We start from the raw sequence: 14,411 nt of genomic DNA, 5'->3' as shown, positions 1-14,411 counted from the left end.
AGCGTCTTCCTCCCGACTCACAAAATGCAATCCCTGAGCAGAACCTTGATGCCCTTGGGCGCGTATACGTCCACGACGGCGCCGGTCGAGCCGTTCGCCTTGATCCAGCCAAGCCCCGATATGAATATGTCCTTCGGTCCGCCTGGCGGAATGCGCAAATTGTGCCGTACGAGCGGCGGCATGTCCGCGAGTTCTTCGCGGGAAGGCGGAGACAGCATCTCGCCGCGATGGTTGTCGTACAGCTCGTCCGCCCGCTCCTGCTTGGTACGGTGAACGGGAATGCCGGACGACAGGTACGCGGTGAACGACTGACGCTCGCCAGCCGTGAAGTCGAAGCGGGCCAGTCCGCCGAAGAACAGCGTCTGCTTTTCATAGAATTGATAGGTCAAAGGCTTCAGCGGCTTGTCCGGCAGCAGCGCATGCAGCGTCTCGCGAGGAACGATCTCAGACAAGCGCGACTTGTACACGATGCCCGGCATGTCGATGATGCTGCGGCCGTCGTCCAGCGGAATGCTGATCGCGTCCAGCGTCGTGCCGGGATAACGCGACACCGTCAGTTCCCTGCGCAGATCGCTGTAATCGGCGATGAGCCGGTTGACGAGCGTGCTCTTGCCGACATTGGTCGCGCCTACGACATAGACGTCGCGGTCGCCCCGCAGCTGTCCGATCGCCTCGACGACCCGGTCGAAGCCGATGTTGCGCCGCGCGCTGCACAGGACGACGTCGACGATGCGAAGGCCGCCTGCCTTGGCTTGCTTTTGCACCCAATTGCGCAGGCGGTTCCAGTTGGTCACCTTGGGCAGCAAGTCGATCTTGTTCACGACGAGCAGCACCGGGTTGTTGCCCACGAACCGCTGCAAGCCCGAGATCGTCGAGCCTTCGAAGTCGAACAGGTCGACGATGTGCACGACGAGACTGTTCGTAGAGCCGATGCCGCCGAGCAAACGCAAAAAATCGTCCTGATCGACGGCGACCGACGAGGCATCGTTGTAATGTTTGATTCGGAAGCAGCGCTGGCAGATGATCGGCTCGCGCTCGCGGGCGGCTTCGGGCACGAAGCCCGGCCTCGATGCGTCCTGAACCTGCAGCGCTACGCCGCAGCCCGCGCATTTTTTCGTACTCCAATTATCTTCAAGTGTCGGCAATGCTACTTGTCCCCCTTATCCGGCCACAAGCCCTGCTTGGTCAGCCTTGACAGCGCGATCTTCTCGATGCGCCGGTTCATTCTCGTGCCCCAGCCTTCCTCCGTTCTCGCGATCGGCGTCACGAGAATCGTATGCAGGCCCATCCGGCGTCCGCCGAGCACGTCGGTCATCATCTGGTCGCCGACGACGACGGCTTGTTCGGCCTTCAGCTCCAGCAGGCTAAGCGCCTGCTTGAACGCCTTGTTGAACGGCTTGCGCGCCGCCGGGATAAACGGAATGCCGAGCGGTTCGGCGAACTTCGCCACGCGCATCAGGTTGTTGTTCGATAAAATGACGACCTTGAACCCGAGCGACTTGACCTTGTCCAGCCAAGCGATCAGTTCGGGCGTCGCAAGCGCGGTTCGCGCGCTGACGAGCGTATTGTCCAAATCGGTAATAATGCCGCGTACGCCCATGCTAGACAGCGACGCCAAATCTATATCGAAGACGGTGCCCACGAGTTGATGGGGCAGCAATCGTTCAAACATGCAGCAATGCTCCAGTCATTATCGGATTGTTCAAAATATACCACACCCGCCCCGGCCTTGCAAAAGGGAGCGCCGCAGCACGGCGCTCCCTTAAAGGCAAAACCTTAAAGTGACTTGCGGATCTTGTCGGCCATGAGGTTGAATTGCTCCACGTCGGCTTCGCCCCCGGCTTGGCCGCCATAGCGGGCAGACTCGAACTGGCGGAGCACGCCTTCGAATTCGGGCCGAAGCGAGGAGAACCGTCCGCTCCAGGCGGTAAACGACTCGCGCAGCGTATCGTGCTGGCTGCGCTTCAGCCCGCGTCTGCCGAGAAACGCGATCAGGCGCTCCATCTCGCGCACGATCCGCTGGTTCGGCGTCGCGCCGCGGTAACGGACGCGTCGCCATACCGTCGCCGTCCAGTCGCGCCGGCGGACCAGCAGCGCGCCGACGGCGACGACGAGCAGCGAGACGCCCCCGATCGTCCATGCCGTGCCTGCCCAGCCGCCGCTTGGCGCCGCCGTCTCCGCCTCTTGGGCCGCCGAACCGTCGGCGTCGACCGGCAGATCCGGCGTGGCGACCGGCGTGGGTTGAGCAATCGGCTGCGGAACGGTAAAGCCCGAGGTCGGTTCGAACGGAACCCAGCCTACGCCTTCGAAGTATACTTCGGCCCAGGAGTGGGCATCCGCGTTGCGGACGGTGTACGTACCGGCGCCGTTCGGATCCGGGACGTACCCGAGCCCGCTGCGGAACCCTTCTTCGTCCAGCCGGTTAGAGCCGGTGGCATAGCCCTTGACCCACCGCGTCGGCAAACCTAAGGAGCGAGCGAGCACGACGAAAGCGGTTGAGTAGTAATCGCAGTACCCTTCCTTGATCTCGAACAGGAAGGCGTCCGCGATATCTTTGCTTTTCTGAAGGCTTACGTCCGGCGTGTTCGTGTACGGATAATTATTTCTAAGATAGCTCTCCAGCGCCTTCGCGGCGTCGTAATCGTTGGCTGTATCCGCCGTAATCGAGGCGGCCAGCTCCGAAACCCGGCTCGGAACCTCCGGCAGCTGCTCGTCAGGGGCCAAGTCGATCGGCGCCTCGGCCTCCTTCGCCCGGGTCGTCCGCAATTTGTCTTCGTCGATGACGATCATGTCGGATACGACCGTATAGGATTCCACCGTCACGGAGCGCTGGAATTTGAGCTCCTGCTCTTCCTTGTTCCAGGTCAGCCTGGCGTTGCCGCTCACGCCCTGCCACTCCGGCAGGCTGCCGATCGCGCCGGCGCCGAACAGAACGGGAAGCCTGTCTTTGCGCAAAATGTGGAACGTCTGCGTAACCTGCTTCGTCTCGATGCCCTCGAGCGTCGGTTTGTCCGCTGGCAATTCGGCTTCTCCGGGAGCCGCGGACGTCGTTTCCATCCCCTTGCGGTCGGTCCATCCCTGTCCGGTGTAAACGGCCTTCGTCTCGCCACGCCAGTAGGCTTTTTGGCTCGTGTCCACCGTCATGACCGGCGAGTAGTCGAATTCGAAGCCGCCGCCGATCTTGGCGTCGCTTCGTCCGTAACCCGACTTGGAAGAAGGACCGGAACCCTTCCCGCTGCTGTCTCCGCCGCCGATATAGCCGCCCTCTCCGGAAAAGGCCGGCACCTCCTTGTTCTGTGCCTGGAGCCATAGGGTGTACGGATCCTCCAGCAGCACGGGGGCGCGCGGCACCGCGATGCCGGCGAGCATGAGCAGCCCGATGACGATGATGGCAGGCACGGCGAGCTCGAACGGGCGCTCGGCGAGCGCGCTCCAGCTATCAAAGTGTCTTTCTCTCAGCTGCCTGAGATGAAGGACGACGAGCCATCCGAGTCCGGCCACCACGGCCCAGGCGATATTCGTCCACAGCTCGAGCGGAAAAAGGAATCGATGATGGCCAGCGTGGCGATCGACATCAAAATAAAGCCGATGGCCCTGATCTTATTCGTGCCCAAGTACGCCATATAATGAATGATCAGCACGACGCCGGCCGCGATCTCGAAAAACGGATGAAACGGCTTGCCGTTCACGATCGCGAACGCGCGGAGCGCCTCCCACCCCTTCAAAGCTTCCGGCCAGCCGGTCCAGACGTAGGGCGTGAAAATCAGCACCGCTGCAAGCACCGCGGCTAACTGCAAAACGATCCTGAGCGCGAACGCGCGGCTGACCAGAAGTTCGATCGCCGCCGCCGCCGCTACGGAAGCGTAGACGACAGCGTACGTTTCCGGCCACCAGTAATTTTTAAAAACTTGAATCAGCTGAAGCACGATCACGATTACGAAAAGCCGGTGGAGCCGCTCCAGCACGAGCCTCCGGAAGTAGCCGCTCTCTACCCGCCTTCCTGCGCTTGCGATCATCGTATTCAAGCGGTGCCCGCCTCCAATGCCTTCGGAAGATCTTCCAGGCGCGTAATCGAGCAAAGCTCCCATTGCCGGCCGCGGAAAGTCCGCGCCCACTGCTGCAGACGTTCGGGCGGCTCGGGCGGCTGCGTCCGCTCCGCGATATGGATATGGCTCGGGCCGGTCCGTCGCGCCGACAGTCCCTCGAGCGCGAAAAGCGTCTCGTCCTCCATCGACGGACTGACGAGTACGTAGCTCGCCCCTGCTTCGAACTTCTCCGCCGTCTTGCGGAGCACGCGGTCAAGCGCGTCCTCTCCGTCGGCCTCGACGTCGACGAGATGCTCCATCAGCAGCTCCCGGTTCACCGGCGTCTTGCCGGCGCCGAACCATGCGATGTCCTTGCCGGCTGACACGAAGCCGACCGGCATTCCCCTTCGCAGCGCGAGATTCAGCAGCGAGGTCGCCGTCGATACGGCTAGCTCGAACGCGTCGGCGCTGCGGTACGCGCCCGCCCGCCGGTCCAGCACGATGACGAATCGGGGCAGCGCCTCGCGCTCGTATTCCTTGGATTTCCACTGCCCCGTGCGGGCGGTAGCGTTCCAGTGGATGCGAGACATCCGGTCGCCGTGGATGTAGTCTCTGACGCCGTCGATCTGCGTCGTCTCCCTCGCCCAGAGGGAGCTGGCGCGCTGTTCGATCTGGCCGGTGCGCGCCTTCCTCAGATGACGCCACTCCTGCAGCTCGACCGCGCGGGGGAGCACCTTGATCTGCAGCTCCTCCCGGAATGCGCCTTGATGCTCGAACAGCCCGAAAATGTCCCGGGTCGAGCATTTGGTCTCCAAAAACTTGTAGCGTCCTCTCCGGAGCGGGGCGGATTCGTATTCGACCTGGCCGCGCCGCTTGTAGTCGGGCACGAAGGACAGCTCGTACTCCTGGAGATCCGAGCCGCTTAAGCGGACCAGCCGCTCGCGCACGATGACGTAAGGCAGCGGCCAAAAGCCGGGAACATGCATCTGCAGGCGAACCTTGAGCCGAGACCCGGCCGCGAACAGGCCGTCTTGGCCGGAACCCGCGCCGAGCGCGCGCTTGCCCTGAATGCCGCCGATGCCGCTCCACCGTCCGAGCAGCAGATAAAGGCCGAGGCCGTTCATGATGACGAACAGCATCAACGACGTTTTGCCGCCTTGAAAAACGACGAACGATAAGGCCATTAAGTACAAAATCCCGCAGAACCAGCCGAAGCGGACCTGAGGCAGGCGCTTCATGCTCAACGCTCCAGCGCCACCGGCACCGGCAGCTGCTTCAGGACTTCCTGCAGGACGCCTCCGGCCGTAGCGCCTTGCATGCGGGCTTCGGAACGCAGGTGGAGACGGTGCGCGAGGACGAACGGCGCGGATATCTTGATATCGTCCGGAATGACGTAGCTGCGGTGCTGAAGGAAGGCATACGCCTTCGCGCAGGCCGCGAGCGCCACCGAGGCGCGGGGGCTGGCGCCGAGCAGCACCGAAGGATGCTTGCGCGTCGCGCGGATCAGCTGCACCAGATAGTCGGCCACGCCGCCGTCCAGGTGGCAGCCTGCCGCCAGCCGCTGAATGCTCACGACGTCCTCCGCCATGGCGACGGATTCGAGTTGATCCGCCGCGCGCGAACTGCCGGGCTCGAGCACCAGTCTTTTCTCCGATTCCTCGTCCGGATAGCCAAGAGAGATCTTCATCAAAAAACGGTCAAGCTGCGCCTCCGGTAAGTTGTAGGTGCCTTCGAATTCGATCGGGTTCTGCGTGGCGAATAAAATAAAAGGCTGCGGCAGCGGGTAAGTGACGCCGTCGACGGACACGTGGCGCTCCTCCATCGCCTCGAGCAGCGCGGACTGCGTCTTGGTCGTCGCCCGGTTGATCTCGTCGGCGAGCAGCAGGTTGGACATGACCGGTCCAGGCCTGAATACGAACTGCTCCTGCTTCGGATGATAGATGGATACGCCGGTAATGTCGGTGGGCAGCAGATCGGGATTGCATTGGATCCGATGGAACGAACCGCCGATCGATCGGGCGAGCGCCTTGACGAGCTGCGTCTTGCCGGTGCCCGGCACGTCCTCGATCAGCACGTGCCCTCCCGCGACCAGCGCGGTCAGCAGCCAGGCGATCTCGTCTTTTTTTACCGTATATGCAAGATTCCATGTTGCGTCTGATCGAATCTAACAGTTGCATGGCGGTCTGTTGTTCCATTGAGGTCCCTCCTAATGGGATCTGGCGGTAGTCGGACGCTACTCTACTATTATACTTGATGGGGATTCGGGACTACAATTTTGCAAAACTCCAAATAATCATAGAAAAAAAAGCCAATTCGCGCTAGGCGAACCGGCAGTTGGAAATAAGCATGGCGTCCCAAAAAGCGATACGGAGCGCGGCAACCCGCGCCCGCAGGCGAATCGCTTCGACTTGCGGGCAGGCGCAATTCAACGCCTCGTCTCTCCGACCGCAGCCGCCTAAAATTTACCTAAACATCGTTCATCCCTTCGGCTTGACCGCCAGCGCCGCCAAAAACGAGAAAATGATCGCCGCGGAAATGCCGGCGCTCGTAATCTGGAAGATGCCGGTGATGATCCCGATCCACCCGACCTCCTGCAGCTCGCTCAGCGCGCCGTGGACGAGCGCGTTGCCGAAGCTGGTGATCGGGACGGTCGCGCCGGCGCCCGCGAAGTCGACGAGCGGATCGTACAGGCCGAGGCCGTCCAGCACGGCGCCAGCTACGACAAGCGTAGCCATCGTATGCGCGGGCGTCAGCTTGGCAACGTCGAACAACAGCTGGCCGACGATGCAGATCGCCCCGCCGACCAGAAATGCCCACAAATATTGCATCGGAAGTCCTCCTTTGGATCGATTAGCGTTCGATGGATACGGCATGCGCGATGCAGGGAATGCTCTCGCCCTGCTGAAAGGACAGCGGCGAGAGCAGCGCGCCCGTCGCCACGACGAGCAGCCGCTTCAGCTCCCCCCTTCGCGATCCGCTTGAGCAAATGTCCGTACGCGACGGTCGCGGAGCAGGCGCAGCCGCTGCCGCCGGCTTGAACGGCCTGCTTGGCGAGGTCGAAGACGAGCAGGCCGCAGTCATTGAACTGCGTCTCCGCGATCGGCACGCCGTGCCGCTTGAGCAGGTCGGCGGCGATCGGATGGCCGACCGACGCCAGGTCGCCGGTCACGATCATGTCGTAGTAGCCCGGGTCGCGCCCGGTCTCCTGCAGATGCGCCTGAATCGTGTCCACGGCGGCCGGCGCCATCGCCGAGCCCATGTCGAACGGATCCTTGAGGCCGAGATCCATGATCCGTCCGATCGTGGCCGAGGTGATTCGAGGCCCGTCGCCCTCCGCCGCGACGACGGCAGCGCCCGCGCCGGTCACCGTATATTGCGCGGTCGGCGGTTTCTGGGAGCCGTATTCGGTCGGGTAGCGGAATTGCTTTTCCGCCGTGCAGTTGTGGCTGCTCGTACCGGCTATCGCGTAGCGGGCCGCTCCCGTAGACACGAGCAGCGCGGCCAGCGCCAGCGACTCCATCGAAGTCGAGCAGGCGCCGAACACGCCCAAGTAAGGCGCGCCCATCGTGCGGGCGGCGAACGTGCTGCTGATGATCTGGTTGATCAGGTCGCCGCCCACGTAAAAGTTAATCTTGTCCTTCGACAGCGCCGCCTTGGAAAGCGCGATATCGGAGGCTTGCTCGAGCATGAGCCGCTCCGCCTTCTCCCAGCTCGGCTGCTGGATCGTCATATCGGGATGCACGAGATCGAAATCGCTCGCCAGCGGCCCTTCGCCTTCGTCAGGGCCGACGACGGTACCCGTGCCGACGATGACCGGGGGGCTTTTCGAAGATCCACGTTCGCCTGCCCTGCAGCATCAGTGACTCACCCCCAGGATCCAGTAGACGATCCCGACGAAAAAGGCCGCGACGGTCCCGAATACGATGACGGAGCCCGCCAGCTTGAACATGTTGGCGCCGACGCCGAGCACGAGCCCCTCGCTGCGATGCTCGATCGCCGCCGAACACATCGAATTGGCGAAGCCGGTGACGGGAACCGCCGTCCCCGCGCCCGCCCACTGCGCGATCTTGTCGTATACGCCCAGGCAGGTCAAGATGACGGAGATCAGGATCATCACCGCGACGGTCGGATTGCCCGCTTGGCGGCTCGTCATGTCGAACGCGGCCATAAAAAAATGCTGCACGCCTTCGCCGATGAAGCAAATGAAGCCGCCCACCAAAAAAGCGCGGACGCAATTGGCGAAAACGGGCCGGGAAGGCTGCCGGCTTTTGGCGAATTGCTGGTATTCCTTGGGCGACATGGACAACGGCTTGTAAGAAGCTGGACCTCTTCCGGCCTCTTTGGTCGCCATGGCTGCCATCCCCTTTCCGGTTCGGACTGTAGTCCCAATCATTATTTGCCGAGGTGATGAAGGTTATGGATGGGAAAAGATGGGGAGATTCGCTGCGAAACGATCGGCGCTGCCGTCCTTTTTCCCCCTGACAGGCACGGATGGGCGCCGGCCCACATAGAATGGTAATGGTCGCGCGTCAACCTGAACTTACAACCGGAGGAGGCCTTCACGTGCCCGGATTCTTTACCTCGATAGCGCTCTTCATCAAGCAGCTCTCCTTGCTCGTCTCTTACGTCAAAAACAATGCATTCCCCCAGCCCTTGTCCGAGCAGGAGGAAAGCAAATACTTAGGCCTTATGGCAGAAGGCGACGCCAGGGCGCGCAACCTGCTGATCGAGCACAATCTGCGGCTGGTCGCGCATATCGTCAAAAAGTTCGACAATACGGGCGAGGATCTCGAAGACCTGATCTCGATCGGCACGATCGGCCTTATCAAGGCGATCGAGAGCTTCCAGGTCGGCAAAGGCACGAAGCTCGCCACGTTCGCGGCGCGTTGCATAGAGAACGAAATATTGATGCATTTGAGATCGCTCAAAAAAACGCGCAAAGACGTTTCCCTTCACGATCCGATCGGAACCGATAAAGAAGGCAACGAAATCACGCTGCAAGATATTCTGGGCAGCGAGCCCGACGACGTCGTCGAAAAGGTGCAGCTGAAAATCGAGAAAAGCAAAATCTATCAAAACCTCGATATTCTCGACGAACGGGAGCAAGAGGTCATCCGGGGCCGGTTCGGTTTGGACGGCAAAGGCGGGGACGAACGTACCCAGCGCGAGATCGCGCGGGAGCTCGGCATCAGCCGAAGCTACGTTTCGCGGATCGAAAAGCGGGCGCTCATGAAGCTGTACCACGAGTTTTACAAAGCAAAAAAATAAATGGACGGCAAGAAGGCTGCTCCCGCGCGGAGCGGCCCGCTTCGCCGATAAATCTCCATCGCGAACCTGCCCGCCACCGCCTGCTCCCGGCATAACCTGGAGAGACGACGGAGCGCTTCATGAAGCATCGGTAAAAGTAACGATCGTGTCGGCAAGCGCAAATAAGCAAAGCGCCGGTCGACGGGACCGGCGCTTTGGCGTGCTTTATAAAGTGCAGCGGAATCGCCGCGAAATCCCGGCTATTCCCGCTCTACATGGACCAGCGCGATTTTCTTTAACGCATAAGTTCCGAAAAGCTGCTCTTCTTTAAGAACGTTCAGCTTCACGAGCCCCGCCAGCTTCGACGGATCCGCGCGGGAAACGAGCCGCCACAGCTCGTCGTCGGGGAGCGCCGCCTTCAGCTTCTCGTCGTCGTATTCCCTTCGTTCCTGCTGCACGATCTTGACGTTGTAGCCTCCGATCTCCGCCTGAGACAGCCCCTCCGCCTCGCAATACGTCAGGATTTCCCCGCGCAGCTCCGACAGCTCTTTTTCGATTTCCTTCTGTTTGCTTTTGAGGTCGTAAAACCGCTTCACCGCAGCCTTGTCCAAACGTCCCACACCTCTCGTCTTTTTTGGTTCATATATATGACGGGGGGCGCCGGTATAGACAAATGTTGCCTGCCTGAGGCCGAATTCGGTTCAACTGATCCGGAACTTCGTATAGCTGCAGCCGTCGGCCGATTTTTTCACTTCGAGCACGGCCGGGATCGCCTGCTTGAGCTCCTGTACGTGCGAGATGATGCCGATCATCCGTCCGGTCTGCTGGAGCTGGACGAGCGTGTCGACCGCCTTGCTCAGCGATTCCTCGTCGAGCGAGCCGAAGCCCTCGTCGATGAACATCGTCTCGAGCGACACGCCGCCCTCGTAAGCTTGAATGACATCGGCCATACCGAGCGCCAAGCAGAGCGACGCGTTGAACTTCTCGCCGCCGGAGAGCGTCTTCACGTCGCGCAGCTGCCCGGTGTAGTTGTCGAAGACGTCCAGGCCGAGACCGCTTTGCTTGCCGTGCTTTTCCCGACGGTCGCTGCGTACGAGATAGAACTGTCCGCCGGATATCGTCCGCAGACGCAGGTTGGCCGCCGACAGGATACGATCGAGAAATTCGACGAGCAGGTAGCGCTCGAACGAAATCTTGTGGCGGTTGTCGCCGCGCACGACGTCGTACAGATCCTTGACGAGCTGGAACTCCCGCTCCGACTTCCGCCATTTGTCTTCGGCTTCCAGCAATTTGGCGCGACCTTCGGCGCCTTTGTCCAGATGCGTCTGCGCTTCGCGCAGCGACGATCGCGTCGCCTCCGCCTGCATCTCCATCCGCTCCGCTTCCTCTGCGAGCGCGGCCAGGTCGGCTCGTTCCTTGCCTTGGAGCTGGACGCCCAGCTCCTCGATCTGCCGCGCGACCGCCGCGAGACCGGCCAAAAATCGCTCAATGTCCGCCTTCATGTCCGCCATATCCCGCTCCGGCAGCTTGGCCGCCCGGTAGTCGGCCTCCGAAGCGAATCCCGCCCGAACCAGCTCCGCGCCAAAATCGCCCTGCGCCTCCGCTTGACGCGCATTCGCCTCGGTCAGCTGCCGCTCCGCGCCTTCCAGATGAGCCGCCGCCGCGGCCTGGCGTTCGCCCGCCTGCCGCAGCTGCTCCTGCGCAAGCCGCCACGCCGCGTCCAGGCGTTCCTTCTCCTGCTCCGCCTCACGGAGCAGCCGCTGCAGCGCCTCGAGCGTCCGGTGCCCCTCGGGCAGCCCGGCCAGCGTTCGTTCGTAGACCGCCTGCTCCGCGGCATGCGCCGTACGCCGCTCCTGCGCGACGGCCGTGCGGCGCTCCTTGTCCGCGACCGCGGCTTCTAGCGCGGTCTCCGCCTCCGCCAACTTGCGCCGCAGCTCGTCCAGCGCCGCCTGCTCCGCCTTGAGCCCGTCCACTTGGACGCGCATCCGCTTGCCGTTCTCGACGAGCTCCGCGTATGCCGTCTCGGCCTGCGCGGGGTCGCGTCCGCCGCGTTCGATCTCGCCCGCTTTGTCCCGCAACTGCGCATCCGTGTGCTCCCGCTTCGCCTTCGCCGCCAGATACTGCGTCTCCCGCTCCGCCTTGTCCCCGCGCTGGCGGTCCAGCGCCTCGCGCGTCGGCATGTCGGCCGGCGGCTCGGCCGGACGGGGATGCGCCTCGCTGCCGCATACGGGACACGGCTTCCCCTCGTGCAGATGCGCGGCCAGCTGGCCGGCCTGGCCTTCGAGCCATCCCGCCTCCATCGCCAGGTAGCGCTTCGCGGCTTCCTCGTGCGCGAGGCGAAGCCCCGCTTCCTCTTCCGCTTGCGTGACGGCCGCGCGCCCGAGCAGCACGTACTCGCGCAGCAGCGTCGCCTCCTGCAGCATCCGCTCGAAGCGCTCGGCGAGCTCCGGCAGTCCGCGCACCGCCGCCTCGGCCTGCCGCGCGCGCTCGGCCAGCGCCTTGCGCGCTTCCTGCCGGGCGGAGGCGGCGGCCTCTGCCGCCTGCTGCTCGCCCAGCGCCGCCGCGGCTTCGCGCTCGAGCCGGCCAAGCGACGCGCGACGCTCCTCCAGCTCGCGAACGGCCGGCAGGTCGCGAGAGAGCCGCTCAAGCTCGCGCACGAGCGCTTCGCGCCGCTCGCCGCGCCGCTCCTCCTGCGCATGGCGCTCCCCCGCGGCGGCAAGCTCGCGAGTCGCCCGCTCCGACGCTTCTACGGCCGACTGCCGTAGCCCCTCAGCCGCTTTCGCCTGCGCCTGCGCGCTCTCGCGAAGCCGCTCCCGGACCTCGAGCGGCAGCGTCTTCTCCGCCAGCGCGAGCCGTCGTTTTTTCCCTTCGACCTCCGGGATTCGCGCTTCGAGACGCTGGCGTTCCGCCGTCTTGCGGTCCAGCTCGCCGTAAAGCTCGTTCACGCGCGCGGCCGCATGATATCGCTCGACCAGCGTCTTGTGCAGCCGGCTCTCCTCTTCGAGCCTTGCTTGCCGGACGGTTTTTTCGCCTTCGTAATAAGCCATCTCTTCGTCCAGCGCCTCGAGCACCTGGTGCACGTTGAAGTGCTCTTGACCGAGCACGCGCACGAGCGCGGAGCCTTCCCGCTGAGCCAGCGACAGCTTCAGGTTGGCCGCCTGCATGTCCAGATCGCGCTTCGCCAGCTCCCATTCGGACTGGAACGCTTTGCGCTTCTCGTTCAAATACTCGGCGACGAACTTGAACAGGTGCGTGCGGAAGATCCGCCGCAAAATCTCTTCTTTGTTTTCGGTATCCGAAGTGAGCAGCTTTCGGAATTCGCCCTGCGGCAGCATGACGATCTGGCTGAACTGCTCCTTCGTCAACCCGAGCAGCGTCTGCATCCGTTCGTTGATCTGCCGGACGGCATGGCGATCGACCATCATCGTCTCTTCGCCGCCGGTCGTCTCGACGAACTCGTACTTTTCGCCGGTCGCGCTCTTGTTGCCCGTCTTCACGTGCGGCAGCTGCCGCAGGATGCGGTACGTCCGGCGCTTGAGCTCGAACTCGAACTCGACGGACGTGTACAGCTCGTCCGAGGCGAATTGGCTGCGCAGCATGCGGACGTCGCTGCGGTCCTCGCCGCTCGCCTCCCCGTACAGCGCAAAGCAGATCGCGTCGAAGATCGACGTTTTGCCGGCGCCGGTATTGCCGGACACCAGAAACAGGCGGTTGCCCGACAGCTCCGCGAAGTCGATGACCTCCTTGTCCTTATACGGCCCGAACGCCGTCATCGTCAGCCGTACCGGCAACATGTCGCTCATCCTCCTCTTTTTCGATATCCCGCAGCGCCGCAAGGAACAGACGCTCCGTCTCGTCCGACGCTTCTCCGCCCTTCGCTTCCAGGTAAAACGCGCGGAACAGCGTCAGCATGTCCATGCCGGCTTTGCCGCCCGGCGCTATCCCTTCCTCGGAAGAAGCCGCGACTTGCTGCATCGCCAGCTCCCGCTCCACGTGCATCGCGTTCGGGTAGACCGACCTTACGCGCTCCATCGGAGATAGCACCGGCTGCTCGTCCAGCAGCCTGACGTATATGTAATCCTCGCTAGGCGCCTGCCTTTCGATTTCCTCGATATATCCGGTTACCGTGCGCATGTCGCGCCGCGGCACGAGCGCCCGCTTTTCGACCGAGACGCCGCCCGTTCCGTCCATCTGCACGATCAGGTACCCCTTCTGGTGGCGCTCCTCGGAGATCGAGTACTTGAGCGGCGATCCCGCGTAGCGGACCGTCTCCGAACCGACGAAGTGAGCCTGGTGCAAATGCCCGAGCGCCGTATAATGAAAGCCGCGGAAATGCGCCGCGCTCACGTGCTCCGTGCCGCCGATCGAGAGCGGCCGCTCGGAATCGCTCGTATTGGGCTCAGACTCGCCGCGCGGCGTCACGAAAGCATGTCCGACGAGCACATGGCGCGCCTCGGGGTCCATAGCGCCGCGGATTCGATCCGCGATCGCGGCCATCGCCCCGTCGTAGGAGCGAATCGTCTCGTCCCTCAGCGCGAGGCGCACCGCTGCCGGATCTGCGAACGGCACGAGGTGGAAATGTACCGGCCCGTCCGCGTCGCGCAGCACGACCGGGCCCGTCGAAGGGTCGAACTCGCCGGCCATGTGCAGGCCCGCCGCCTTCATAAGGCCGCTCCCGAAGTTCAGCCGGCTCGGACTGTCGTGATTGCCCGAGATAGCGATCACCGGCGTCGCAAGCTCCAGCACGATGCGCTGCAGCGTACGGTCCAGCAATCCGACGGCCTCCGTCGGCGGTACCGCCCGGTCGTACAGATCGCCCGCGATCACGACCGCGTCGGGCCGCTCCTCCTCGATATCGCGCATGAACTGATCGAGTATATATCGCTGGTCTTCGGTCATGTATACGTTCTGGATCAATTTCCCGAGATGCCAATCCGCGGTATGGAAAAATTTCAAAGACGAACACCTTCTTGTCATTCTTTTTGTTCATTATACAACACCGTCGGCGCGCGAAGCGTCGCGGAAAGCATTTCTACTCCGTTACATTATCGGTTCGTCATTGCCATCCCCTCTATGACTCGTCATACGCGATTGTCATCGAAAATCGTGACTGCCGGGCGAATAATCCCATGCTAGCAT

Annotated in this window: 11 protein-coding genes and 2 pseudogenes; 1 reads left to right on the top strand and 12 read right to left on the bottom strand. The window is 62.7% G+C overall.

Annotated elements, in window-relative coordinates; all coding sequences use genetic code 11:
* Positions 1 to 17 precede the first annotated feature (17 nt).
* The 9 genes and pseudogenes from yqeH to spoVAC form a co-directional block, all read right to left on the bottom strand.
* The gene (yqeH, locus tag OMP38_RS21535; RefSeq protein ID WP_277566973.1) at positions 18 to 1,145 is read right to left on the bottom strand and encodes a ribosome biogenesis GTPase YqeH; all 1,128 of its coding nucleotides are present in this window, start codon (positions 1,143 to 1,145) and stop codon (positions 18 to 20) included.
* Positions 1,146 to 1,147: 2 nt separating this feature from the next.
* The gene (locus OMP38_RS21530; RefSeq protein WP_277566972.1) at positions 1,148 to 1,672 is read right to left on the bottom strand and encodes a YqeG family HAD IIIA-type phosphatase; all 525 of its coding nucleotides are present in this window, start codon (positions 1,670 to 1,672) and stop codon (positions 1,148 to 1,150) included.
* Between the two features lie 104 nt (positions 1,673 to 1,776).
* Positions 1,777 to 3,504 carry a DUF4129 domain-containing transglutaminase family protein gene (locus OMP38_RS21525; protein WP_277566971.1) on the bottom strand — a complete coding sequence of 576 codons (1,728 nt, stop codon included), beginning with the start codon at positions 3,502 to 3,504 and terminating at the stop codon, positions 1,777 to 1,779.
* On the bottom strand, positions 3,456 to 4,025 hold the full coding sequence (locus OMP38_RS21520; RefSeq protein ID WP_277566970.1) for a hypothetical protein: 570 nt from the start codon (positions 4,023 to 4,025) through the stop codon (positions 3,456 to 3,458). The genes OMP38_RS21525 and OMP38_RS21520 overlap by 49 nt, the downstream gene beginning before the upstream one ends.
* On the bottom strand, positions 4,022 to 5,263 hold the full coding sequence (locus tag OMP38_RS21515; RefSeq protein ID WP_277566969.1) for a DUF58 domain-containing protein: 1,242 nt from the start codon (positions 5,261 to 5,263) through the stop codon (positions 4,022 to 4,024). Before OMP38_RS21515 ends, OMP38_RS21520 begins: the two co-directional genes overlap by 4 nt.
* 2 nt (positions 5,264 to 5,265) lie before the next feature.
* Positions 5,266 to 6,220: pseudogene (locus OMP38_RS21510) on the bottom strand (AAA family ATPase).
* 282 nt (positions 6,221 to 6,502) lie between these two features.
* Positions 6,503 to 6,853 (bottom strand): stage V sporulation protein AE, encoded by a 351-nt coding sequence (spoVAE, locus tag OMP38_RS21505; RefSeq protein WP_090114878.1) that lies wholly within the window; start codon positions 6,851 to 6,853, stop codon positions 6,503 to 6,505.
* Positions 6,854 to 6,875: 22 nt separating this feature from the next.
* Positions 6,876 to 7,882 (bottom strand): annotated as a pseudogene (gene spoVAD, locus OMP38_RS21500) (stage V sporulation protein AD).
* Positions 7,882 to 8,376, bottom strand: a complete 495-nt coding sequence (gene spoVAC, locus OMP38_RS21495) for a stage V sporulation protein AC (protein ID WP_090114875.1) — start codon at positions 8,374 to 8,376, stop codon at positions 7,882 to 7,884. Before spoVAC ends, spoVAD begins: the two are co-directional and overlap by 1 nt.
* Positions 8,377 to 8,588: 212 nt before the next feature.
* Between spoVAC and sigK the strand changes: the two genes are divergently transcribed.
* Positions 8,589 to 9,293, top strand: coding sequence for an RNA polymerase sporulation sigma factor SigK (gene sigK / locus OMP38_RS21490; RefSeq protein ID WP_090114873.1), 705 nt, complete (start codon positions 8,589 to 8,591; stop codon positions 9,291 to 9,293).
* A gap of 239 nt (positions 9,294 to 9,532) precedes the next feature.
* On the opposite strand, the gene OMP38_RS21485 is transcribed toward sigK, so the two are convergent.
* The 3 genes from OMP38_RS21485 to OMP38_RS21475 all read right to left on the bottom strand — a co-directional run bounded on the left by OMP38_RS21485 (position 9,533) and on the right by OMP38_RS21475 (position 14,228).
* The gene (locus OMP38_RS21485) at positions 9,533 to 9,892 is read right to left on the bottom strand and encodes a hypothetical protein (protein WP_338130600.1); all 360 of its coding nucleotides are present in this window, start codon (positions 9,890 to 9,892) and stop codon (positions 9,533 to 9,535) included.
* 81 nt (positions 9,893 to 9,973) lie between these two features.
* Complete coding sequence (locus OMP38_RS21480) at positions 9,974 to 13,066, bottom strand: AAA family ATPase (protein ID WP_277566967.1); 3,093 nt, start codon at positions 13,064 to 13,066, stop codon at positions 9,974 to 9,976.
* Positions 13,023 to 14,228 carry an exonuclease SbcCD subunit D gene (locus OMP38_RS21475; protein WP_277566966.1) on the bottom strand — a complete coding sequence of 402 codons (1,206 nt, stop codon included), beginning with the start codon at positions 14,226 to 14,228 and terminating at the stop codon, positions 13,023 to 13,025. The genes OMP38_RS21480 and OMP38_RS21475 overlap by 44 nt, the downstream gene beginning before the upstream one ends.
* Positions 14,229 to 14,411 lie beyond the last annotated feature (183 nt).

It is taken from the genome of Cohnella ginsengisoli, assembly GCF_029525555.1.
Classification (GTDB): Bacteria; Bacillota; Bacilli; order Paenibacillales; family Paenibacillaceae; genus Cohnella; species Cohnella ginsengisoli.
Note: the sequence above shows the minus strand (reverse complement) of the source record. Positions and strands in the feature narration are given on the sequence as shown.

Coding starts and splice junctions, on each gene's coding strand:
- OMP38_RS21530 (WP_277566972.1), bottom strand. CDS start 1,672: ATGTTTGAACGATTGCTGCCCCATCAACTCGTGGGCACCGTCTTCGAT.
- OMP38_RS21515 (WP_277566969.1), bottom strand. CDS start 5,263: ATGAAGCGCCTGCCTCAGGTCCGCTTCGGCTGGTTCTGCGGGATTTTG.
- spoVAE (WP_090114878.1), bottom strand. CDS start 6,853: ATGCAATATTTGTGGGCATTTCTGGTCGGCGGGGCGATCTGCATCGTC.
- spoVAC (WP_090114875.1), bottom strand. CDS start 8,376: ATGGCGACCAAAGAGGCCGGAAGAGGTCCAGCTTCTTACAAGCCGTTG.
- OMP38_RS21480 (WP_277566967.1), bottom strand. CDS start 13,066: ATGTTGCCGGTACGGCTGACGATGACGGCGTTCGGGCCGTATAAGGAC.